This is a genomic window from Nocardiopsis sp. iso_40, assembly GCF_056173285.1.
This window is the reverse complement of the sequence record NZ_CM149666.1, coordinates 344,863-367,932: the sequence shown is the minus strand read 5'-3', so window position 1 is coordinate 367,932 and position 23,070 is coordinate 344,863. Positions and strand designations below refer to the sequence as shown.

Sequence of the window (23,070 nt, the reverse complement as noted above, 5' to 3'; positions counted from 1 at the left end):
CCGGGCCGGGGCGCCCTGGGGGTCAGCGCTCTAGCAACGCGTGGTGCAGGCCGTGGTGGGGCACCCGTCGCCCCACGCATTGCTGATAGCGGACGCGGCGGAGATGATCACGCTGATAGTGCCCCAACTGTTGGGCGCGGCGTCGACGGCACCGGCACCGGGAAGCTCGGTGATCTGCATCAGCTCGTCCTCAGGGGTGAATCCGCTGCTCTTGTCCATGGAGATCTTGTCCATGTCGTTCTCCTCTTCTCGATTCCGTGGGGTTCCTGGGGTTTCAGGACCCCGGCAGAACCGCTCGCCGGGTACAGGAACGTTCCGATGGCCTGTTCGTGCACCCGGGAGCGGTCGTCCTATTCGAGACGCACCACTGACGGGTAGGTCTCGGGGTCCAGGTGGCGGAGGACGGACCAGATCATCCCTGCCTGACCGACCATGAGGCCGTTGCTGTGGGAGTACTTGGTGTCTTCCCTCAGCGAGTAGCGCTCGACGACCTCCGTGAACAGCCGGGGGTAGAGGTCGTCGACGCTCCGGCCGAACAGCCCGGGGCGCACCTGCTCCGCGAGCATGACGGTCTCCAGGCTGCCCAGGTCGCCGTGGCAGTAGGTGGGGTTGTTGCCGAACCCTCGTGCCATCGTCAGCTCGGCGAGGCGTGCCAGTGTGTCCTCGCCGAACAGCCCCGGGGCGTGACGTGTCACTTCGAGGGCACCCAGGAGGATGCCCGGTGCCCCGTGGCACCAGGCGTGGGAGTACGTGTCGCCGTCCCAGTTCCGCGGCCAACCCTGGTCCGCGTCGGTCCGCAGGTCGCGGACCGCCTCGGCCATCCGGGTACCGAGTTCGCGGGTGTCGTGGTCTCCGGTGAGGGAGGAGTATTCGAGCAGTACCGGGGCGATTCCGATCGCCCCGTGCGCGTAACCGGTGTAATCGGTGACCCTTCCGTCGGCTGCCCCCCGCTCACCCGCGCGTTCGACCTGGAAGTCGGCGAAGACCCTGGCCGCCTCCATCGCGGCTCTGCGGTCCTCGTCTCCGGTGGCGTTCCGGTACAGGGACAGGCAGATCGCCAGTGTTCCCGCGGCACCGGTGGTGAAGTCGACCATGGCCGGTGTGCCGGTTTTCGACCGGAGGAGACGTGCCATGTCACCGATGCCCAGCCCACCGCCGCCGAGCAGACGCCTGGCGGTGGCCAGCGCGTAGACGACACCGTCCGGGCCGGACATAGCGGAGACCGAGATACCCGCCTCTGTCCCGGAAAGGTCCCGGAGTGCCTCCTCCAACGGCTCGATGGTCCTCAGAGCCGCCTTCCGGTAGCGTTCCTCCCCCGTCTCACGGGCCAACCCGGCCAGGGCCAGGGCGATCCCGGGGACACCGCTGTAGAGGTCCTCCCGGGAAACGCCGGGACTCCACTCATGCCCCTCGGGGACCATCACCACCTGAGGCGCGATCCAGACCGGAGGCTGTCTCCCGTCAGGACCGTCGATCATGCCGTCCACGAGCATGTCACCGACGCGGACGGCCTCGTCCAGGAGACGGGTCCTGTCGACCCGGACAGGTGCGTTCCCCGGCAGTCGCCTCGGAACGAAGCCGGTGAGGTCGTCCCGAAGCGGCAGTTTGCCGACGAAGGAGAGATCGACCAGGGACTCCTGCAGGTCAACGGTCTCGGGCCCCAGGCCGGAGACACGTTCCCTGACCGCGTCCAACCCCGATTCCGTGAAGGCCTCGCCGAGAACGACCCGGCCGTCTCCGGCGAACAGCGCCCGCGAACGCGGCGAGTAGTGGAAATAGGGCACGTCCCCTTCTGCGAGCTGACGTGCCTCGTCGTCGACGATCCCGGACGTGTGGCCGGCGTTCAGGAAGACTCGGCCGAGCACCGCCGCCCTGACCAGGGGATCCGCCACCGCGTCCGGATGGGTCGCCATCCGCAGGATCTGGCTGTAGAACACCGTGGGGTTGTTGAGGAACCGGAACGAGGCGTCTCCGAGGAACTCCTCGATGGCCGCCAGGGTCTCCTTCTTGTGGTCGGCCACGTATTCCAGCACCCGCCGCAGCTCACGTTTGATCGTGTCCCGCTGTTCCCGTACGGGAACGTCGACCGCTCGGGCCACCGAGAGGTTCGCGGTGGCGTTACCGGCCCGGCCCTTGACGAGTTCAACGAACATGTCGTCGCGTCCGGGATTGCGGACCTGCAGGCTCTTGTACGGAGCCTCCTGGCCCGGGTCGTAGCCGATCACCCCGATGTCGATGCCCTCCTGTCCGGGCTTACTCATCGTGAGGGGGAGCACACCGATGCCGATGACCGACTCCCTGAGTATTGCGTTCGCCCGCCCCTGCGCGGACTCGCCCTCCTCCGGCTCCCCGGTGTCCAACCGCGGCGTCAGCAGTGTCTCGGTGTCGACGACCACCGGCCCCTCCACGGAGGTCACCACGTTCTCGAAGTGGATGTCGATGGCCTTGAGCAGGTAGAGGATGGCGAGGAGCTGCCCGATCTGGGCGAAGTAGTCCTTCTGGGACCGGGGGGACTCCGTCCGCGCGTACTCGACGAACCCCTCACCCCGGCAGGGGAGCACGGACACCGTGGGCAGGCTCGTTCCCAACCGCTCGTTGAACCAGCAGACGAGGGCGTTGAACCCGACTTCGGAGTCCATCGGCCGGGGTTTGTACAGGACACGCCCCCCGTGTTCGAAGACGACCTGCGCGACGGACCGACCACCGTTGTGCACGTCCCCCTGACCCGCCAGAACAGTGGAGACCGTACACCCCGGTGTGACACCCGCCAGGGAGTCCAACCGTTTACGGTGGAGCTCGACCTGGGCCAGGATGTGCAGGAGTTCGGCCGCAGCCGCACGTACCCGGTCCCGCGCCATCCGGAACGCGTGTGGATACCGTGTCAGGAGTGTCCGGTGCCCCTTCGGGCTGTTCGTCCACTCCCGGAAGCTCCGGTACCGCTCCTCGGGACTCCCGCCTTGGAGCAGCTCCCGCGACCTCCTCAGGAACAGCTCCTGGAGAAGGCTCCGCGTCAGCAGGCCGGCGACCGCCTGGCTCTGTGCGCCGGTGAAGTCCCTCAGGACCGAGTTGTCCTCACTGAGGCCGGAGAACTGCGCCACCCTCTGCCCGAGCTCCCGGGTCCAGGCGATGACGAGGTGCCGGAAGTAGTCTCCGAACTGTCCTTCGGGATCGAGGTCAGGATCATAAGGATCCGGAGCGGGGACCTGCTCCTCGGAGACCGGCTCATCATGCACCGGGGTTGCCCGGAGTCTGCTCCGCACATGGTCCCGCCTCTCACCGGAGGGAAGCTCTGGAATATAGGTTTCCAGCACCCGAGACACGGAATCGTATTCTTCCTTGGCCATCCCATAGCTCCAGAGTTCTCATGCATGACTGCACACCACACCACTCAACGGAATCCGTGCGGACCACCGCCCCGGGGAGGGCGGTGCAGATGTTCCAGGCCACCCGCACCACCCGAACGATCCCCCTCAGGAGATCAGCAGGTCGCCTGGCACTCGACGGTCAGACTGCAGACGTTGCCGTCGTTGCCACCGAGGTAGCTGAGACCACAGAGCACTGGCCCATGCACAAGGCTGATCCCCCAGCTGGCAGGGTTGGCGGCGTCACCGGCGGACACACCGTCCAGACCCTGGTCCTGGATCTCCTCGAAAATGGAAGCGTTCATGTCGGACACGGAAACCACCAACCTTTCTCATAATCCAGAAGGGGGACGATCGCCCCCACACAAAGAACCCTGGCAGTTTCCGCCCAAAGAAACCATTGGACTTTGGGGAAGGAGCGCGGAAAACAGGAGACGCTGACAGAATTTCACCACGGGCACCCGGAGCATCACGCTCCGAACTCCCGCAGAACCTCGTCCGCATCCTCCACGGCGGCCTCCGACCCGAGCAGGAGATGCGCCCCGGCCGTGTTGACGACGACCTCGTCGACGCCGGCGTGCGCGTACCCGCTCAGGGAGGACGCGACACGACCGACACCACCCGGGGCCGCTCACGTTCGCCGGCGGAACCCTCCTCCAGAGACGGGAACGGAATCCGTGCGGACCACCGCCCCGGGGAGGGCGGTGCGGATATTCCAGATCACCCGCACCACCCGAACGATCCCCCTCAGGAGATCAGCAGGTCGCCTGGCACTCGACGGTCATCGTGCAGAGCCAACCGTCGTTTCCGCCAAGAATGCTGGCAAGGCACAGCGTGGCAACGGTGTGGGGCCAGCTGTTGGGGTTCGCGGCGTCACCGGCGGACACACCGTCCAGACCCTGGTCCTGAATCTCCTCGAAAATGGAAGCGTTCATGTCGGACACGGAAACCACCAACCTTTCTCATAATCCAGAAGGGGGACGATCGCCCCCACACAAAGAACCCTGGCAGTTTCCACCCAAAGAAACCATTGGACTTTAGGGAAGGAGCGCGGAAAACAGGAGACGCTGACAGAATTTCACCACGGGCACCCGGAGCATCACGCTCCGAACTCCCGCAGAACCTCGTCCGCATCCTCCACGGCGGCCTCCGACCCGAGCAGGAGATGCGCCCCGGCCGTGTTGACGACGACCTCGTCGACGCCGGCGCGCGCGTACCCGCTCAGGGAAGACGCGATCCGTTCGGGGCTTCCGAACAGGAAGACCCCGTCCTCGACCAGACGGTGCGCCCCAGCCACCGGATCATCGGCGTGGACGTCGGAGCCCGCCCTCCGGAGCATGTCGGTGTAGTGCGGGAGGGTCAGGTGCCCGGCGGCCGCCGCGTAGGCGAGCCGCACGGGATCCCTTCCCGGACGGTCGACCGCGGCGTGCACGACCGACACCACCCGGGGCCGTTCACGTTCGCCGGCGGAACCCTCCTCCAGAGACGGGATCAGGGTTCCGGAGAGGTATCCAGGCGGCGTCATCCACGTGATCGCGACGTCGGCGACGGCACCCGCGACCCTGGCCATGCCTGGCCGGAGCACCCCCGCGCCGAGTTCCACCCCGGGGTGTTCCACGGCTGGAAGCGCGCCGTCCCGTCCCGCCAGGAAGGCCCGGACCTCGCGGAGGTAGTCACCGACCACCGCGGCGGGACGCTCGTACGGGGCACCCCGGAGATAGCTGACGAACTGCGGCGCGGAGGCTCCGAAACCGGCCACCACGGGCCGTCCCGTCAACAGGGCCAGGGAACGGGCCTCCACCGCCGCCTCGAAGGGGTGCCGCAGCGGGGTGAGCGTCACCGAAGTACCGACCGGGATCCCGTACCCCGCACCGGCGAGGAAGGCCATCTGCTGGTGCGTCTCGGCGTGGAGCGAAGACCCCATCCACAGCCGTTCGGCCTTCCCCGCAGCCACCAGTTCGGCGTAGGGAAAAACGTCTCCCCCCTTCCGGGGCTGAGTCGGATAGACCACGGACACGCGCACAGAAAACACTCCTCCACCTAGTTCGAAAACAGATCATCTTCTCCGCCCCAGCCAGCGGACCACCCCCCAAGGTCCAATTGAACCGTTTTCACATACGTGAAACATTGATCACCGAAATCCAAACCGAGACTCGGCAGGAGTCATTGAACGGGAGGCCGGAGATGCGTGACAGGAACACGGGAATCCTTGACGAAATCAACGACCAGGCACTGTCCGGATCGGCCGCGTCCGACGACACCGGCCCCGTCAACTCCATGCTCACCTGCCCGAGCTTCGCCCTCTGCCTCACCCCGACGATCGCCTTGTGCGTCACCACCGACCCGCAGCCGCCCTGGAACTGCGGGTGAGTCGGTCCCGGACCGTTCACCCGCCCGGTTTCCGTCCGCCGCATCCGGAGGCGTTCACCTCCCCGTCGGCGAGCCGTTCACCCGGGGGCGCCGTGTCGGCGCGGACCCCCCGGCCGGTCTCCGGGACGGCGACTCCTCCGCATCCGGTTTCGCCGTTGCGGTGGTAGCGGCTCCAGTGGTGCGTGATCACGATGAGCGCGGCCTCCAGTCGCGACTGAGCCGGAAGTTTCTCCAGGACACGCGTGACGTGCGCCTTGACCGTCCGCTCCGTGACACCCGCCCTTCGGGCGATCTGCCGGTTGGAGAGGCCGGCCCCCAGCAGCGTGAGGACCTCGCGTTCACGGTGTGTCAGGGTCTCGAAGGCCCCGCTGTCGTGCGCGGGGACCGGAAAACAGCGGCAACCGGCGAACCCGGTCGACTGGGTCTCCGCCTCGGGTCGGTGAATGGGAGTTCGTTCGGACATCGGCCGTTCCTCGTGCACTGATCGAGCTGGGGGGTTGCGCGGTCAGGAATCGAACGTGGAAAGCCAAGCAGGGAGGGGGCGCCGGTCGCTATCGGCCGACCATCCCCGCCCGTTCGTCCGTGACGCACCCGGCACGGAGACCGCCGCACCGGAGACATCCGTCGGTGGAGGTGGGGGGCATCGACCTCCCGATCGGGTCGAGAGCAGGAGGGATAGCGAGGGGATAGGACGTCGCCGAGGCTCCGCCCCTAGTGTGGGGAGCGCTCCCAAAAGCAGCAGCCTTCCCCATCCACCCGGAGGTTTCCGTGCGAGTTCGCAGTATGGCCGTCGCCTTCGCCATCGCCGCGGCGCTCTCATCGCTGACAGCGTCCCCCGTCCAGGCCGAGTCCGGTTCCGAGGGGGCCCGCACCGACAAGCGAGGGGACCTCTGGGTGGTGGTCCCGTGCAAGGACTGGCTCATCGAGGACGACTGCAGCGGAAACTGGATCAGGTGACCGGCTCCCCCGACCCCCTGTCGCTCCGGTGAGCACGACCTGCCCAGGGGAACCCGACCATGTCCGCCCCGCTGGTCGAGATCCCGTCGAGGACATCCCTGACCTGTGCCGCTTCCTCGTCTTCGCCCAGGTGCTCCCACAGTTCCAGGGAACGCTCCAGTGACTTCCTCGCCGCGTCCACCTCGCCCAGGGCGAGGTGGGCACGGCCCCGTCCGAAACCGATGAGCGCCTCACCGACGGGGTCGCCGGGGCGGGCGATGAGTTCCAGCGCGTCGTGGAAGCGCCCCACGGCCCGGAGGTTCTCCCCGCAGGCCAGATCGGCCCTGGCCATCTGGTACAGAACCTGGGACATGGCTCGGGGGTCCCTGGAGGTCTCGGCACACCCCAGGGCGCGGTCCAGGTGGTCCTGCCCGTCCGCGTACCTGCCCTGGTCGGTACGGATCCGCCCCGACAGCATCAGGGGGCGCCACATGGCGCCGGGGTTCCCGACCGCTTCGAAGTCCCCCAGCGCCGCCCCGCACAGGGACCACGCCTCGTCCAGGTCCTGGCGCATGTACGCGGACTCCGCGAGCCAGGCATGGCACAGGCCGACACCGAACCGGTCCCCGACCTCCGAGAAACCGGCGAGCGCCCGGGTGAGAGCCTCGTCGGCGGCCTCGTTCTCCCCCCGGTTGAGCCGGAGCGAACAGGTCGCGAAATCCATGGCGGCGGTGCCTCGGACACTGGCCGCCGCCCCCACCGCCTCGGTCGCCAGTCGCAGCGCCTCCTCGAAGTCGTCGAAGAAGCCGCGCCGTTCGGCGTAGACACAGAACTGCGAGGCCAGTTCCCAGCACTCCTCGTCCAGACCGTGTTCGGCCGCCTGCCTGAGGGCGGTCAGCAGGTTGTTCCGCTCGAGTTCGATCCACCGGTGCGGATCGGTGAGCAACCGGTCGACGTACGCCCGGGGCGGGGACCAGCGGACCCCGCTCCCCCGTACCCGGAGCAGGTTGCTGCCGAACACACGCCTGTTCGCCTCCTCCAGCAGGAAGAGCCAGCCGCCGACCAGTCGGCGGACCTGCTCCCTCCCGGAGCCGGAACCCTGGTCCGCCTTCTCCTTGGCGTACTCCTGGACCAGGTGGTGGAAGCGGTAGACGGGTTCTCCTGCGCAGTCGATGCCGAAGGTGTCGACCATGTGCGTGTCGACGAGCGGTTCCACCAGGTCGGAGGGGAACGCACGGCGGTCGTCCAGCAGGGCTCCCGCCGCCCAGACCGGGATGGTGGGCGTCTCCACCAGGCCGAGCAGCCCGAACACCCCTGCCGCGTCCGCGTCCAGCCCGTCGTAGGTGAGCGAGAGGCTGGCCCGCACGGTCATGTCGCCGTGCACCAGTTCGTCGAGCCGGTGCCGTTCGTCGGAGAGGCGGGCGACGATCTTCGCCAGCGTCCAGTGCGGTTTGGCCTCCAGCCTGGCGGCCACGATCCGGAGCGCCAGCGGCAGGCGACCCACGAGCCCCACCAGGGTGCGCGCCGTCTCGGGTTCCTGCTCCACCCGGCGGGCCCCGACCACCCGGTGCAGCAGGGAGAGCGCGTGTCCCTCGTCCAGCGGCCCGAGGTCGAAGCGGCGGGTGCCCGGCAGCCCCGTCAGGCGGGCGCGTGAGGTGACCAGGACCCGGCATCCGTCGCCACCGGGGATGAGCGGCGTCACCTGAGTCTCCGAAGCGGCGTCGTCGAGAAGCACCAGGACCCGCCGGGACGCCAGGAGACCGCGGTACATCGCCGCGCGTTCGTCCAGGTCGTCGGGGATGGCCTGCCCCGGAACGCCGAGTGCTCGGAGGAACCGGCCCAGCGCCCGCGACGGGGACAGCGGCACCTCGTTCGTGCCTCTCAGGTCGCAGTAGAGCTGGCCGTCGGGGAAGTACTCGTCCGACAGCCGACGAGCGATGTGCACGGCCGCTGAGCTCTTACCGATCCCCGGCGGGCCCAGCAGGACCGCGATCCCGGTCGCCCCCTCCGCGGAGACCAGGACGTCCGTGACGGCGGTGACCACGTCCTCGCGCCCGACGAAGTCCGATGTGGCACTGGGAAGCTGGAACAGGGTGTTCTGCTCGGACGGGAGGGAGCCAGGCGGGGCGGGTGGAACTCCCGGAGCGGGCCGGGGCCCCAGTTCCGGGTCCTGGTTGAGGATGGCCGTTTCCAGGGCCCGCAGCTCGGCCCCGGGTTCCAGCCCCAGTTCCTCGATGAGCAGGTCCCGCATCGAACGGTAGACCCGGAGCGCCTCGGCCTTCCTGCCCGAACGGTAGAGCGCGAGCATCAACTGGGCGCCCAGGCGTTCCCGCAGCGGGTGCTTCTCCAGAAGGGCCGGGATCTCCGTGACCAGGTGGGCGTGTCGACCGAGTTCGAGTTCGATCCGCACCCGCTGTTCGATGGCGTCGACCCTCTCGGCGTCGATCCGCCGGGCCCTCGTCCGCATGGGCTCCACTTCGACTCCGCTGAGCGCCGGTCCGCGCCACAGGGCGTCCGCCTCGCGCAGGAGGGCGGCGGCCTCCTCCAGCCGCCCCTCCTTCTCCAGTGGCACCGCCGCACGCACCCGCCTGCGGAACAGGTGGAGGTCCACCGTCTCCGGGTCGGTCCGGAGCAGATAGCCGGGCGGACGGGTGTCGATGGTGACCCGGGTCGGCCGCAGGAGGCGGCGCAGCCGGGAGACACAGATCTGTACCTGGGTGCGGGCCGTCTCGGGTGGGTCGTGCACCCAGAGCGCGTCGACCAGGCTCTCCGTGGTGACCACCTGGTCGGGGTCCAGCAGCAACAGCGCCAGTACGACCTGTTGGCGCCCCCTCGGCACACGGAGGGATCCTTCACGGCCGACCACTTCGAGCGGGCCCAGCAACCGGAAATGAAATTCCCCGGCGTCGCACTCGGCTCCGGAAGGAATACCCATCGTGATACACCAATTCCTTGAGGGTCAGCTACCACCCAGGCGCTTTATACCACAGGAAAATTTCTGGAGCGGCCCGGAATACCTGCCACCCTCGCGAGCCCATATCGGCACAGGAAACATCACTCCTGGTAATTCACCGGTACGTTCCCGCACGGTGTGCCGGGCGGCCGCTGCCACGAAGATTCCGCAGATCCGCCCCGGGGCCGTGGAACGCGAATGCGGAGCGGAGAATTTCGGAGGCGGCCCGCCCCTCCGCCCAGCCACAGGACCGCGCCGTCCCCGGTCGGCCGGGGCGTTCGACAGGTTTCTGGAACCGTCAGCGCCGCCGGCGCGTCCACAGGGTGGTGGAAGATGGCACGGACACCGCGCCGAGGACACCGTTGAAGATACGGGAGGATTGACGGATGGGTCTTTTCCTGAGTACCGCCTTCGGTTTCCCCACCGTCCTGTTCACCCCGATGCTCGTCGTCGTCCTGGGCTACTGGATCTTCGTGATCGTCGGCGCCGCCGACACCGAGATGCTCGACAGCGTGGACGCCGACGGCGACGCGGCCGGTCTGAGCGCCCTCCTGGGCAGGACGGGTCTGACAGGAACAGCACCGAAGGCTTCCGCTGAGGATGGTGGGCGACGGGTCGGGCGGGTCCCCGTGACCGTGGCCCTGACCATGCTGATCTGCGTCGCCTGGTTCGTGAGCATGATGGGAAGCATCTTGACCACCCTCGTCGACACCGCCTCCGCCCCGCTGCTGTACGCGCTCGGCGCCGTGGTGCTGGTCATCGCGCTGGTCGCCGCCTGGGCGGTCACCAGCGGTGTCGTGATGGGCCTCCAGCGCCTCCTGCCCCGGCGCAGGAGCGACTCCAAGCACGAACTGGTCGGCCGCACCTGCGTGATCCGGATCGGCGAGGCCAGGGAGGACTTCGGCCGGGCCGAGATCACCACCGCGGGCGGCGCCTCGATCTCCGTCCCGGTGCGCACCACCGGCGGCGAGCTCCTTCCCCTGGGCAGCACCGCACTGATCTTCGACCACGACCCCGGCGAGGACGTCTTCCTGGTGACCGCCTTCGACGCAGCACTCGACCCCGGCCAGTCCTGACCGGGGCCGTGCCGGGGCAGCCGCCCCGGACCCCTCCACCCGCGCGGCTAGGCCGCTCCGGCCCGCTCGTCGCGTTCCGCCTCCAGCCGATCGCGCTCCTCGGCCTCGTTGGCGCGCCGGGTCATGGTCCGCAGCGCGGGCAGGAAGAGCAGTGTGGCGATGATGACGATCGCCCCGCCGACCAGTGAGGGCAGCCGCAGGTCGACGCGGCCGAGGAAGCCGCCGACGAGGGCGCCGCAGGCGTTGAAGGTCATCGCGAAGATCTGTACCGAGCCCAGCACCCGGCCGCGCAGTTCCGCGGGGATGGCGAGCTGGGCGACACCGATGATGACGGTGTTGGACACGGCCATGGCGACCGCGATCAGGGCCCAGAAGAACCCGGCGGCGTAGGCGTTGGGCGACAGGATGAACCCTATGCACCCGGCGCCCATCACCGTGTAGGCGACGGCCTCGGTGCGGAAGCGCCCCAGGAGGGCGACCACGCGGGAGACCGACAGGGCGCCGATCAGCGCCCCGAGCGCGGCCGACGAGATGAACACGCCGTACAGCGCCTCGGGCACCCCGAAGTGCGACCGCAGGATGAGGACCAGCACGGAGGACTGGAGCATGAAGCCCATGGCCACCAGCGACCCGTGCAGTGCCAGGTACCGGAGCGGCCGGTCGTTCCAGAGGAACGAGGTCCCCTCGCGGACCGAGGCGAGGACGGAGACGGCACGCGCACCCGGGTCCGCCTGTTCGCCCCCGGGGCGCCGGGCGCTCAGGGGCAGGCCGATCAGGATGAGCGCGCCGAGCAGGTAGGCCCCGGCGTTGACCGCGATCGGGAGCGCCGCGGCGACCACGATCAGCAGACCGCCGATGGGGGCGCCGCCGAAGTCCTGGACGACCACACGGCCTCCGACGATACGGCTGTTGGCCCGGTCCAGGGAGGTCTTGGCGACCAGTTCGGGCATCAGGGCGCGGCCGCCGATGTCGTAGAAGGCCTCGCAGGACATCACCACGAACATGACCGCGTAGAGGGTGAAGATGGTGGCGCTGCCGGAGGCCACGACCACCGCGAGTACCACCAGCGTGGCGGCGCGCACCAGGTTGGCGGCAATGAGCACCCTGCCCCGGTCCAGGCGGTCGACGAGCGCGCCGACGAACAGGCCGAAGGTCAGCCACGGCAGAAAGCGCACGAAGGCCAGCCCGGCCACCAGTACGGGGTCGTTGGTGAACATGGCGGCCATCAGGGGGAGGACGGTCGCCATGATGCCGTCGGCAGCGCTGCTGCTCATGCTTCCGATCCAGAAACGGTGGAAGTCGCGGCCCAGGCCGCGGACCGATCTGCCCGGTCTGGTCTGCACTGCCATGTTCTCAGCTCTCAATTCCTGGTGGCGGGGGCGCGGGGTACGGGTGCGGGGGTGCGTCCGGGGAAGCGACGGGCCGTACGGCCCGGGACCGGGTGGGGCGGACCGCGGTGGTGCGGGTGCGGGCCCGTCGCACGGGCCCGCACCGGTGGTGCGAAACGGGTGCCGGTCAGACGGCGGCGAGGCTCCGGGGCCGGATGTCGGTCCAGTTCTCCTCGACGTAGCGCATGCAGGCCTCGCGGGTGTCCTCGCCCGCGACGACCTCCCAGCCGGCGGGGACGTCGGCGAAGGACGGCCACAGGGAGTGCTGGCCCTCGGCGTTGACCACGACGTAGAAGGTGCCCTCGGTGTTGTCGAACGGGTTGTTCATCGTCAGCTCCTCAGCTGTTCGAAGGGGGTGGATTCCATCTGGGCGGACACGAGTCGGCCGATCTGCCGCACCGGCTCCGGGCGGGTCATCCCCATGTGCGTGGAGTCGATGTCGTGGATGTCGATGCAGCCGTCGACGTGTTCCCTCCAGTACTCGGCCAGGGGCGAGTACTCGGTTCTCCCGCGCGTGGCGCGGAAGAAGATCGCGTCCCCGGTGAAGGTTCCGGGGGTGTGGCGGTTCATGACCACCGCGTGGTTGACCGCCGCGTCCACGAGGAGCGCCAGGTCGGACTCCTCGAACTCGGCCAGGACCGGATCGCCCTGCTGGACGGCCCGGACCACCGCGGCGCGGTCGACCGGCGTTCCGGCGGGGCCGGCGTCGGCCGGGAGGTCGAGCATCATCGCCAGGACCTCCTCCTGGGTGAAGTCGGTGCGCTCGGCGCCGGGCGGCACGGGGTAGGAGTCCATGAGTCCGAGGAAGGCGACCTCCTCCCCCGCGGCCTGGAGGCGGACCGCCATCTCGTGGGCGACGATGCCGCCGAACGACCAGCCCAGGAACCGGTACGGGCCGTGCGGCCGGACGGAGCGGACGCGCTCCAGGTACTCCTCGGCGATCTCGGCGACGCTGTGCGGCAGCTCCCCGGGAACGGTGAGCGCCCGCGTCTGCAGGCCGTAGAGCGGCTGGTCCTCGGCCAGATGCCGGGCCAGGCCGGCATAACACCAGCTCATGCCCATTCCGGGGTGGACGGCGAAGAGCGGTGGCCGCTCCCCCCGTGTCCGCAGGGGAAGCAGGACGTCCAGGGCGTCGGCGGGGTTCTCGGGCACCGCCCCGCCGCCCGGTCCCGCGTCGGCCGGGGACCGCCCCGGCCGTCCCCGGTCCGTCTCGGCCGCCAGCCCGGCGACGGTGGGCGAGCGGAACACGTCCCGGACCCTGAGATCAGCGCCCAGTTCCGTTCCGGCTCGGCCGACCAGCCGCGCGGCCAGCAGGGAGTGCCCGCCGAGGTCGAAGAACGAGTCGTCGATTCCGACCCGTTCCAGCCCCAGGACCTCGGCGAACAGCGCGCAGAGCGCCTCCTCGCGCGGGGTGCGCGGCTCGCGCCCGACCTCGGTGGGGGCGTAGCGGGGCGCGGGCAGGGAGTTCCTGTCCAGTTTGCCGCTGGAGTTCAGCGGGAGGGCGTCCAGGACGACGGTCGCCGCGGGGACCATGTACCCCGGCAGTGATCGTGCCGCGTGCGCGGACAGCTCGTCGGGGTCGATCCCGCGTCCGGCCCCGGCCACGAGGTAGGCGACCAGCCTCGTGTCTCCGGGACGGTCCTCGCGAACCACGACCGCCGCCCGTGCGACGTCGGGGTGGGCGCACAGGACGGCCTCGACCTCGCCGGGTTCGATCCGGAAGCCGCGGATCTTGACCTGGTCGTCCGAGCGCCCGTGGAACCGGATGTCGCCCCCGGGGGTCCGGGAGGCGCGGTCCCCGGTCCGGTACATCCGGGAACCGGGTTCCCCGTAGGGGTCGGTGACGAACCGTCCGGCGGTCAGGCCGGGCCTGTGCAGGTACCCGCGGGCCACTCCCCCGCCCGCCAGGTACAGCTCGCCGACGACGCCGGCGGGCACCGGCCGCAGCCGTTCGTCGAGGATGAGGGTCCGGGTGCCCGGCAGGCCCCGGCCGATGTGCGGGTGCTCCCCCGCCACGGTCGCCATCGTGGCGTCGACCGTGGCCTCCGTGGGGCCGTACAGGTTGAACGCGGCGACGCGGTCTGTCACGGCCGCCAGTTCGGTCCACACCTGGGCTGGTACGGCCTCCCCTCCGAGTGCGAGGCGCAGCGGGGGGAGGTCCTTCGGCCGCTGGAGGAGCCCGTCGCGCACCAGCTCCCAGTGGGTGGGGGTCAGGCACAGGTAGGTGGCGCCGTGGCGCAGCAGCTCCCGGGCGAAGGCGTCCGGTTCCTCGCGGGTCCGGTCGTCCACGACCAGCACCGCGTCCCCTCGGCAGAGCGGCCCCCACTGCTGCACGGAGGCGTCGAACGCCGCGCTGGCGGTCCAGGCGCTGACCCCGGGTTCGCTCAGGTAGAAGCCGCCGTCCTCCAGGGAGCGGAGCAGGTGGGCGAGGTTGGCGTGGGTGACGGCCACGCCCTTGGGGCGTCCGGTGGACCCGGACGTGTGGATGACGTAGGCGAGGGAGTCGGGGTGCGGGAGCGGGCGGGGTTCGTCCCAGGAGGCGTCCGGCGCGGAGACCGGTTCGTCGGCGGGCAGCACGGTGACGGATGCGGAGAGCCCGCGCACGGCCTCGTGCGAGCCGGTGTGCGCGTCCGTCAGCAGCAGCCCGCCCCCGGAGTCCTCGATGATGCCGGTGAGCCGTTCCGCGGGGTTGCGCGGGTCCAGCGGCAGGAAGGGCGAACCGCTCCGGAGCACGGCGACCATGGCGACGAGCAGGTCCGCCGAACGCTCCATCAGCAGGGCCACCGGCCGGTCACGACCCGCCCCCAGGCCGATCAGCGTGTGGGCGAGGCGGTTGGCCCGGACGTCGAGCTCACGGTAGGTGAGTTCGTTGCCGTCGAAGATGACCGCGGTCCGGTCCGGGGTGCGGCGCACCTGCTCCGCGAGCCGTCCGAGGAAGGTCGGCCGGTGCTCGGGCGGCTCCTGGGCGTCCGTCGGCGCGAGCCGCCGGATCCGCTCGTCCGGCAGGAGGACGTCGAGCTCGTCGAGGCTTCGCCCGGTGTCGGCGGTGAAGGCGCCCATCACCGCGACCAGGCGCCGGAGGAGGTCCCGCGCGGTCCGTTCGGTGAAGAGGTCGGTGGCGTACTCCAGGGCGATGGCCGCGGGCCGGGTCCCGTCCGGCGCGCGGTCGGCGACGGTGAAGCCGAGGTCGAACTTGGCGGTACCGGTCTCGGCGCGGCCGTAGCGGCCCGGGTCCGTCCCCTCGGGAACGGCGGAGACCTCACCCGTCGCCAGGGAGAGCATGGCCTGGAAGAGGGGGTGGTGTGCGGTGCTGCGCGTCGGGTTGACGAGCTCCACCACGTGGTCGAAGGGCAGGTCCTGGTGGTCGAACGCGGCCAGGTCGGCCTCCCGCACCCGGGCCAGCAGTCCGGCGAGGGTCGGGGAGCCGGAGGTGTCGGTGCGCAGGACCAGCGTGTTCACGAAGAACCCGACGAGGTCGTCGAAAGCGGGGTCGGTGCGGCCGGCCACCGGAGTGCCGACGGCGATGTCGTCGCCGACGCCCATCCTGGTGAACAGGGCGGCCAGCGCGGCGTGCACCACCATGAAGAGGGTGCAGTCGTGCTCGCGGGCGATGCGCCGGAGTCCGGCGTGCAGGTCCTCGTCGAGCACGGTCGTGACGGTGCCGCCCGTGTAGCGGGCCTCGGCGGGGCGGGGGAAGTCGAGCGGCCACTCCGCGACCTCGGGGAGCCCGCTCAGGGTCCGCTCCCAGTAGCGGGCCTGTCGGCTGTGCGCCGACTCCGGGTCCTCGGGATCGCCGAGCAGTGCGTTCTGCCAGAGCGTGTAGTCGGCGTACTGGACGGGCAGCGCGTCCCACGAGGGGGCGTGTCCCCGGCACCGCGCGGCGTAGGCCTCCCGGAGGTCTCCGACCAGGGGGGCGAGCGACCAGCCGTCACCGATGGCGTGGTGCATCTGGACCACCAGGGCCGATTCGTCCTCACCGGCGAGCAGCAGGTCGGCGCGCACCAGGGGCCCGGACTCCAGGTCGAAGACGTGGGAGTCGATCTCCCGGAGCACGTCCGGAATCTGCTCGGCCTCGTGCTCGCTCACCCCCAGACGGATGTCGGAACCGTCCGTGACCTGCTGGTAGGGCTCGCCCCGGTCGCTGGGCAGGACCGTGCGCAACACCTCGTGGCGCTGGACGACGTCGGCCAGCGCGGCCGACCACGCCTCGGGGTCGGGGAGACCGTCCAGGCGCAGCACCGTCTGGATGTTGTAGGCGCGTTCCTGGCCGTCGATCTGGTGCAGGAACCACAGCCTGCGCTGGGCGAAGGAGAGCGGAAGGCGTTCGGGCCGCGTCTGGGGCACCGCGCCGGGGCGCGCGGAGCGGTCCCCGGCGGCCTCGACCGTCCGGGCTACCCCGGCCACGGTGGGCGAGGTGAACAGTTCCCGGAGTCCGAGGTCGGCGCCGAGCACGGAGCGGATCCGGGCGATGACGCGGGTGGCCAGCAGGGAGTGGCCGCCCAGGTCGAAGAAGGAGTCGTCGGCACCGACCCGTTCCAGCCCCAGCACCTCGGCGAACAGCCCGCACAGGATCTCCTCGCGCGGTCCGCGCGGACCGCGCCCCGAACCCGTGGCGGACGCGAAGTCCGGAGCAGGCAGGGCGCGCCTGTCCAGTTTGCCGTTGGTGTTCAACGGCAGTGCGTCCAGGACCATCACGGCGGAGGGCACCATGTAGTCCGGCATCGCCTCCGCGACCGCGGCACGGACCCGGGCGCCGTCCAGGACCGCTCCGGCCTCGGGGACGACGTAGGCGACCAGGGCCATGGCCCCGCTGTGGTCCCTGCGGGCGGTGACGACCGTCTGGGCGACCCCGGGCATCGCGGCGACCACGGCCTGGATCTCACCCGGTTCGACCCGGAAACCGCGCACCTTCACCTGGTCGTCGGCGCGGCCCAGGTACTGGAGGCGACCGGGCGCTGTCCAGCGGACGACGTCACCGGTGCGGTACATCCGCTCCCCCGCCTCCCCGAAGGGGTCGGGCAGGAAGCGTTCGGCCGTCAGGTCGGGGCGCCCCACGTATCCGTGCGCCAGCCCGGCACCCGCCACGTACAGCTCCCCGGGGACGCCCGCGGGCACCGGCCGCAGACGCTCGTCGAGGACGTAGCCCCGGCGGTTGCCGAGCGGGCCCCCGATGGGCACGGGCCCGTCCTCCCGGTCGCGCACCCGGTGGGAATGGGTGAACACCATGCTCTCCACCGGCCCGTACCCGTTGTGCAGGCTGGTGTCGGGGAACGCGGCGCGGAATCGGCGCATGTGTTCGGCGGAGGGCTTCTCGCCACCGACGTGGACCTGTCGTACTCCGTCGAAGACCCGGGGGTACTCGTCCACGACCAGGTTGAACAGGCCGGTGGACAGGAAGAGCGAGTCGACTCCGTGCTCGGCGACCAGCTCGGCCATGCGCGGCGGTTCGGGGACCTGGCCGCTCTGGATGACGCAGACGGAGCCGTGCAGCAGCGCTCCCCAGAACTCCAGGACGAAGGCGTCCCAGGAGACGGGGGCGGACTGCAGCCAGACCCGGTCGGGTCCCAGCTCGGCGTAGTGCTGGCCGGTGAAGGTGGACACGATGGCCCGGTGCGGGGCGAGCACCCCCTTGGGCACGCCGGATGATCCGGACGTGAACATCACGCAGGCGGTGCTCAGCGGTGACAGCTCCAGGGCGAGGTCGGTGCCCTCGTGTGCGGCGATCGGGACGGCGAGGGTGTCGACGGGGAGGAGGCGGACCGCTCCCGTCTCCCGCTCCAGCAGACCGGCGCGGGTGATGACCAGACCGGCTCCGGACGCCGACGCCATCGCCGCCAACCGCGTGTCGGGGAAGGCCGGGTCCAGGGGGGCGTATCCGGCACCGGCCTTGAGCACGGCCAGCAGCGCGACGGCGTAGTCGACACCGCGTTCCAGCAGGACGCCCACCATCGTGCCCGGCAGGACACCGTTCGCCCGCAGATGGCGGGCGAGCCTGTTGGCCCGGGTGTTCAGTTCGGTGTAGGTGAGCTCGGCGCCCTCGAACACCAGCGCCACGGAGTCGGGCGCCGCGGCGGACCGTTCCTCGAAAAGCGTGTGGACGAGGGCCGACGGTTCGCCCGCCGCGGTGTCGTTGACGTCGGTCACCAGGGAGCGGAACTCGTCGTCGGTGAGCAGGTCGATATCGGCGACACCGGTTCCGGGATCGTCCGCGACGGCGGTGAGCACCCGGACCAGGCGCTCACCGAGTCCTTCCGCGGTCCGCCGGTCGAACAGGTCGCGGGCGTAGTCGACGACACCGGTGATCCCCTCGGGGCCCTCGTGAAAGGCGAAGGTGAGGTCGAACTTGGCAGCGTGTGAGCCGAAGGGTTCGGGGCTGACGCTCAGGCCCGGCAGGTGCGGTTCGACGACGGTGTTGTTCTGGAGCACCATCATCACCTGGAACAGCGGGTGGTGTGCGGTGGAGCGCTCGGGGTTGAGCTCCTCCACCAGCAGGTCGAAGGGCACGTCCTGGTGGTCGAACGCCGCCAGGTCGGCCTCGCGCACCCGCTCCAACAACTCGGAGAAGGCCGGGTTCCCGGAGGTGTCCGTGCGCAGCACCAGCGTGTTCACGAAGAACCCCACCAGGTCGTCCAGCTCCGGCTCCGTCCTGCCCGCCACCGGAGTGCCCAGCGGAACGTCCTCCCCCGAGCCCGAACGGTTCAGCGTGACCGCGAGGGCGGCCTGGAGGACCATGAACAGGGTGCAGCCATGGGCGCGCGCCATCTCCAGCAACCGCCCGTGCAGGTCGGCGTCCAGACCGAAGGCGACGTTCCCGCCCCGGTGCGAGGGCACGGCCGGCCGGGCACGGTCCAACGGCAGGTCCAGGACCTCGGGCGCGCCCTCCAGAGCCCCCCTCCAGAAGTCCAGCTGAGCCGCGGCCAGGCCCTCCGGGTCGGTCCGGTCCAGCAGGGCCTCCTGCCAGAGCGCGAAGTCCGCGTACTGCAACGGCAGCGGCTCCCACTCCGGGGCCCTGCCCCGGCAGCGCGCGGCGTAGGCCTCGGACAGGTCCCGCACCAGCACACCCTCGGACCAGCCGTCCGTCGCGATGTGGTGCGCCAAGACCACCAGAACCGATTCGTCGTCGCCGGTCCTCAGCAGTTCGGCGCGCACGAGCAGGTCCTCGGCCAGGTCGAAGGCGTGGTCGTTGATCTCCTCGACCGAGGCGGCGACGGCGGCTTCGGGGACCGCGCTCACCCTCAGGGCGAGGCGTTCGCGGGCCTGCTGCGCGCCGAGCACGTGCTGGAGGGGTTGCCCCTCGTGCTCGGTGAAGACGGTGCGCAGGATCTCGTGCCGCTCCACCACGTCACCGACAGCGGCTTCGAGGGCGGGTACGTCGAGTGCACCGCGCAGACGCAGGGCCACGGAGACGTTGTACGTCGAACCCGCCCCTTCGAGGCGGTTCACGAACCACAGCCGCCGCTGCGCGTACGACAACGGCGACTCCGCACCCCGCTCCGCCGCCACCAGAGCCGGGCGAGCGGACGCGCCCCGGCCCTGGGTGACCAACCGGTCCACACCCCGCACCGTCGGATCACGGAAGAAGTCCCGGACCCCCACCTGCACCCCGAACACCGACCGCACCCGCGAGACCAGGCGCAGAGCCAGCAACGAGTTACCGCCCGCACGGAAGAAGTTCTCCCCCAGCCCCACCGAACCCCGACCCACCAACCCGGCGAACAAACCGCACAGAATCTCCTGTCGGCTCGTACGGGGCGCGTCAGGTCCTGCCTCGCCCTCACCGCTGCCCACGGGGGGCACCCGCTCAACGACACGAGTGGTCAGCGCCGCGCGCTCCTGCTCCGTCAGTTCCACGCAGGAACCCACACGTACCGAGACGTCGTCGGCCATCGCGCGCAGCACCCGCTCCAGCACCGCGACGAGCGCCCGGACCGTGTCCGCGTCGAAGAGGTCGACCGCGTACTCCAGGACACCGGCCAGACCAGCCGGGGCACTTGTCCCGTCGCGGTGCTCCACGAAGCCGACCGCGAGGTCGAACTTGGCCGCGCCGGTGGCGACCGAGGTGACCTCCACGGACTCACCGCCGAAGGCGGACCCCTCCGTGTCGGCCTGGTTGAGTGCGACCGTGACCTGGAACAGCGGGTGGTGTGCGGTGGAGCGCTCGGGGTTGAGCTCCTCCACCAGCAGGTCGAAGGGCACGTCCTGGTGGTCGAACGCCGCCAGGTCGGCCTCGCGCACCCCGTCCAGGACCTCGGCGAAGGTCTTCTCCCCGGCCACGTCCGTGCGCAGCACCAGCGTGTTCACGAAGAACCCCACCAGGTCGTCCAGCTCCGGCTCCGCCCTGCCCGCCACCGGAGTACCCAGCGGAACGTCCTCCCCCGCACCGGCCCTGCGCAGGGCGACCGCCAGGGCCGCCTGGAGGACCATGAACAGGGTGCAGCCGTGTTCCCTGGCCAGCCGCGCCAGTCCCGCGTGCAGGTCGGCGTCCACCTCGAAGCCGACACTCTCGCCGCGGTGGGTGGGGGTTTGCGGGCGGGCGCGGTCCAGGGGCAGGTCCAGGAGCGGTGGCGCCCCCTCCAGTGTCCGGCTCCAGAAGTCGAGCTGACCCGCCGCCGTCCCGTCCGGGTCGGCGGGGTCGAGCAGGTCGTTCTGCCAGTGCGCGTAGTCGGCGTACTGCACCGGCAGCGGCTCCCACTCCGGAACCCGGCCCCCACGCCGCGCGGCGTAGGCCTCGGACAGGTCCCGCACCAGCACACCCTCGGACCAACCGTCGGTGGCGATGTGGTGCATCAGAACGACCAGTACGGGAGCCTCGGAACCAGGAGCGAAGCAGCGGATCCGCACCGGGTGGTCCACGGACAGGTCGAAGGGCGTACGCGCGAACTCCCCCACCAGCGCGTCCACCTCCCCGGCCGCGCACTCCACCACCTCGAAGACCGGACGGCCCTCATCCGGGCCCAGCACCCGCTGGTAGGGCTCGCCCCCCTGCTCCCCGTAGACCGTCCGCAAAACCTCGTGCCGCTCCACCACGTCACCCAGCGCCGCCTCCAGCACACCGGCGTCCAGACCAGCACCGAAACGCACCACCACCGGCACGTTGTACGTCGAACTCGCCCCTTCAAGACGGTTCACGAACCACAGCCGCCGCTGCGCGTACGACAACGGCGACTCCGCACCCCGCTCCGCCGCCACCAGAGCCGGGCGAGCGGACGCGCCCCGGCCCTGGGTGACCAACCGGTCCACACCCCGCACCGTCGGATCACGGAAGAAGTCCCGCAGCCCCACCTCCGCGTTCAGAACCGAACGCACCCGCGAGACCAGGCGCAGAGCCAGCAACGAGTTACCGCCCGCACGGAAGAAGTTCTCCCCGGGCTCCACTGAGTCCCGGTCCAGCAACTCCGCGAACAACCCGCACAGAATCTCCTGACGCGGGGTCTGTGCGCCCCCCGGCGCCGGGCCGTCCTGTTCGGCCTCCGCAGCGGGTTCCTGGGCGCATCGGGCTGTCAGTGCCGTGCGCTCCGGGTCTGACAGGTGCACGGCGGCACCCACCCTCGCCGAGGCGTCCTCGGCCATCGCCCGCAGCACCCGCTCCAGCACCGTAGCCACGGCCCGGACCGTGTCCGCGTCGAAGAGGTCGACCGCGTACTCCAGGACACCGGCCAGACCGGCCGGGGAACCGGTCCCGTCCCTGCGCTCGGTGAAGCCCACGGCCAGGTCGAACTTGGCCACACCGGTGGAGACGGAGGAGAGCTCCACCGACTCCACGCCCTCGAACGCCGTCTGCCCGCCCGGTTCTCCGTTGACCGCGACCGTCACCTGGAAGAGCGGGTGGTGCGCGACCGCGCGGTTCGGGTTGAGGCTCTCGACGACGAGGTCGAAGGGCACGTCCTGGTGCACGTAGGCCTTCAGGTCGGTCTCACGCACCCCGGCCAGCATCTCCGCGAACGTCTGGTCCGGGTCGACGCCGGTACGCAGGACCAGGGAGTTGACGAAGAAACCGACCAGGTCGTCCAGGGCCTCGTCGTCACGGCCGGCCACCGGAGTCCCGAGGGGGATGTCGTTCCCGGCGCCGGCCTCGGACAACGTGACCGCCAGGGCCGCCTGCACCACCATCAGCAGGGTGCAGCCGTGTTCCCCGGCCACCCGTGAGAGTTCCGCGTGCAGGTCCGCGTCGACGTCCAGGGGAACCTGCGCACCACGTGCGGTCGGGACGGCCGGACGCGGCCGGTCGAAGGGCAGCGTCAGCGGACTGGGGGCGCCTTCCATCGTCCGGTTCCAGAAGCCCAGCTGTTGGGCGAGGAGGCTTTCGGGGTCGTCCGCGCTGCCGAGAACGTCGTGCTGCCACAGGGCGTAGTCGGCGTACTGCACCGGCAGCGGCTCCCACTCCGGAACCCGGCCCCCACGCCGTGCGGCGTAGGCCCCGGCCAGGTCCCGCACCAACACGCCCTCGGACCAACCGTCCGTCGCGATGTGGTGCACCAACACCACCAGCACCGACAACCCCGAACCACACGAGAGGAAACGCACCCGCACCGGACGGTCGACCGCCAGGTCGAAAGGCGTACGCGCGAACTCCCCCACCAGCGCGTCCACCTCCCCGGCCGCGCACTCCACCACCTCGAAGACCGGACGGCCCTCATCCGGGCCCAGCACCCGCTGGTAGGGCTCGCCCCCCTGCTCCCCGTAGACCGTCCGCAAAACCTCGTGCCGCTCCACCACGTCACCCAGCGCCGCCTCCAGCACACCGGCGTCCAGACCAGCACCGAAACGCACCACCACCGGCACGTTGTACGTCGAACTCGCCCCTTCAAGACGGTTCACGAACCACAGCCGCCGCTGCGCGTAGGAAAGGGGGATCACGGTTACTCCTTCTCGGATGGGGTTCGCCGCCGGTCTGGCGTGCGGGCCTACGGGGTCGTTCGGGGGCCGGCGAGGGGTCGAGGACAGGAGATCGACCCCCCGCGGGCGGGTTCGGCCGGGCGGGTTCT

At 70.4% G+C, this 23,070-nt stretch carries 13 protein-coding genes; 3 read left to right on the top strand and 10 right to left on the bottom strand.

Going from position 1 to position 23,070, the window contains the following annotated elements; all coding sequences use genetic code 11:
* Positions 1 to 30: 30 nt before the first annotated feature.
* The 5 genes from AC0VYD_RS01580 to AC0VYD_RS01560 all read right to left on the bottom strand — a co-directional run bounded on the left by AC0VYD_RS01580 (position 31) and on the right by AC0VYD_RS01560 (position 5,373).
* Positions 31 to 234: a class II lanthipeptide, LchA2/BrtA2 family gene (locus AC0VYD_RS01580; protein WP_475478239.1), complete on the bottom strand. Its 204-nt coding sequence runs from the start codon at positions 232 to 234 to the stop codon at positions 31 to 33.
* A gap of 116 nt (positions 235 to 350) precedes the next feature.
* The gene (locus AC0VYD_RS01575; RefSeq protein ID WP_475478238.1) at positions 351 to 3,233 is read right to left on the bottom strand and encodes a type 2 lanthipeptide synthetase LanM family protein; all 2,883 of its coding nucleotides are present in this window, start codon (positions 3,231 to 3,233) and stop codon (positions 351 to 353) included.
* A gap of 245 nt (positions 3,234 to 3,478) precedes the next feature.
* Positions 3,479 to 3,667 carry a plantaricin C family lantibiotic gene (locus AC0VYD_RS01570; protein WP_475478237.1) on the bottom strand — a complete coding sequence of 63 codons (189 nt, stop codon included), beginning with the start codon at positions 3,665 to 3,667 and terminating at the stop codon, positions 3,479 to 3,481.
* 450 nt (positions 3,668 to 4,117) lie between these two features.
* A complete protein-coding gene (locus AC0VYD_RS01565; protein WP_475480150.1) occupies positions 4,118 to 4,297 on the bottom strand; it encodes a plantaricin C family lantibiotic in 180 nt (59 codons plus the stop codon).
* 164 nt (positions 4,298 to 4,461) lie between these two features.
* The gene (locus tag AC0VYD_RS01560; protein ID WP_475480149.1) at positions 4,462 to 5,373 is read right to left on the bottom strand and encodes an LLM class flavin-dependent oxidoreductase; all 912 of its coding nucleotides are present in this window, start codon (positions 5,371 to 5,373) and stop codon (positions 4,462 to 4,464) included.
* Positions 5,374 to 5,546: 173 nt separating this feature from the next.
* On the opposite strand from AC0VYD_RS01560, the gene AC0VYD_RS01555 reads away from it, so the two are divergent.
* Positions 5,547 to 5,732: a hypothetical protein gene (locus tag AC0VYD_RS01555; protein WP_475478236.1), complete on the top strand. Its 186-nt coding sequence runs from the start codon at positions 5,547 to 5,549 to the stop codon at positions 5,730 to 5,732.
* A 16-nt stretch (positions 5,733 to 5,748) separates the two neighbouring features.
* Here the strand turns inward: AC0VYD_RS01555 and AC0VYD_RS01550 are convergent, their stop codons facing one another.
* Entirely contained in the window at positions 5,749 to 6,195 is a 447-nt protein-coding gene (locus AC0VYD_RS01550; protein WP_475478235.1) for a response regulator transcription factor, read from the bottom strand.
* Positions 6,196 to 6,500: 305 nt separating this feature from the next.
* On the opposite strand from AC0VYD_RS01550, the gene AC0VYD_RS01545 reads away from it, so the two are divergent.
* Entirely contained in the window at positions 6,501 to 6,689 is a 189-nt protein-coding gene (locus AC0VYD_RS01545) for a hypothetical protein (RefSeq protein ID WP_475478234.1), read from the top strand.
* Here the strand turns inward: AC0VYD_RS01545 and AC0VYD_RS01540 are convergent.
* Complete coding sequence (locus AC0VYD_RS01540) at positions 6,682 to 9,507, bottom strand: AfsR/SARP family transcriptional regulator (RefSeq protein WP_475478233.1); 2,826 nt, start codon at positions 9,505 to 9,507, stop codon at positions 6,682 to 6,684. The genes AC0VYD_RS01545 and AC0VYD_RS01540 overlap by 8 nt on opposite strands.
* A gap of 500 nt (positions 9,508 to 10,007) precedes the next feature.
* On the opposite strand from AC0VYD_RS01540, the gene AC0VYD_RS01535 reads away from it, so the two are divergent.
* The gene (locus AC0VYD_RS01535) at positions 10,008 to 10,697 is read left to right on the top strand and encodes a DUF1449 domain-containing protein (RefSeq protein WP_475478232.1); all 690 of its coding nucleotides are present in this window, start codon (positions 10,008 to 10,010) and stop codon (positions 10,695 to 10,697) included.
* A 47-nt stretch (positions 10,698 to 10,744) separates the two neighbouring features.
* Here AC0VYD_RS01535 and AC0VYD_RS01530 read toward each other — a convergent pair whose 3' ends face one another.
* The 3 genes from AC0VYD_RS01530 to AC0VYD_RS01520 form a co-directional block, all read right to left on the bottom strand.
* On the bottom strand, positions 10,745 to 12,046 hold the full coding sequence (locus tag AC0VYD_RS01530; protein WP_475478231.1) for an MFS transporter: 1,302 nt from the start codon (positions 12,044 to 12,046) through the stop codon (positions 10,745 to 10,747).
* A gap of 166 nt (positions 12,047 to 12,212) precedes the next feature.
* Positions 12,213 to 12,413 (bottom strand): MbtH family protein, encoded by a 201-nt coding sequence (locus AC0VYD_RS01525; RefSeq protein WP_475478230.1) that lies wholly within the window; start codon positions 12,411 to 12,413, stop codon positions 12,213 to 12,215.
* A 2-nt stretch (positions 12,414 to 12,415) separates the two neighbouring features.
* On the bottom strand, positions 12,416 to 22,942 hold the full coding sequence (locus AC0VYD_RS01520; RefSeq protein WP_475478229.1) for an amino acid adenylation domain-containing protein: 10,527 nt from the start codon (positions 22,940 to 22,942) through the stop codon (positions 12,416 to 12,418).
* Positions 22,943 to 23,070: the final 128 nt, after the last annotated feature.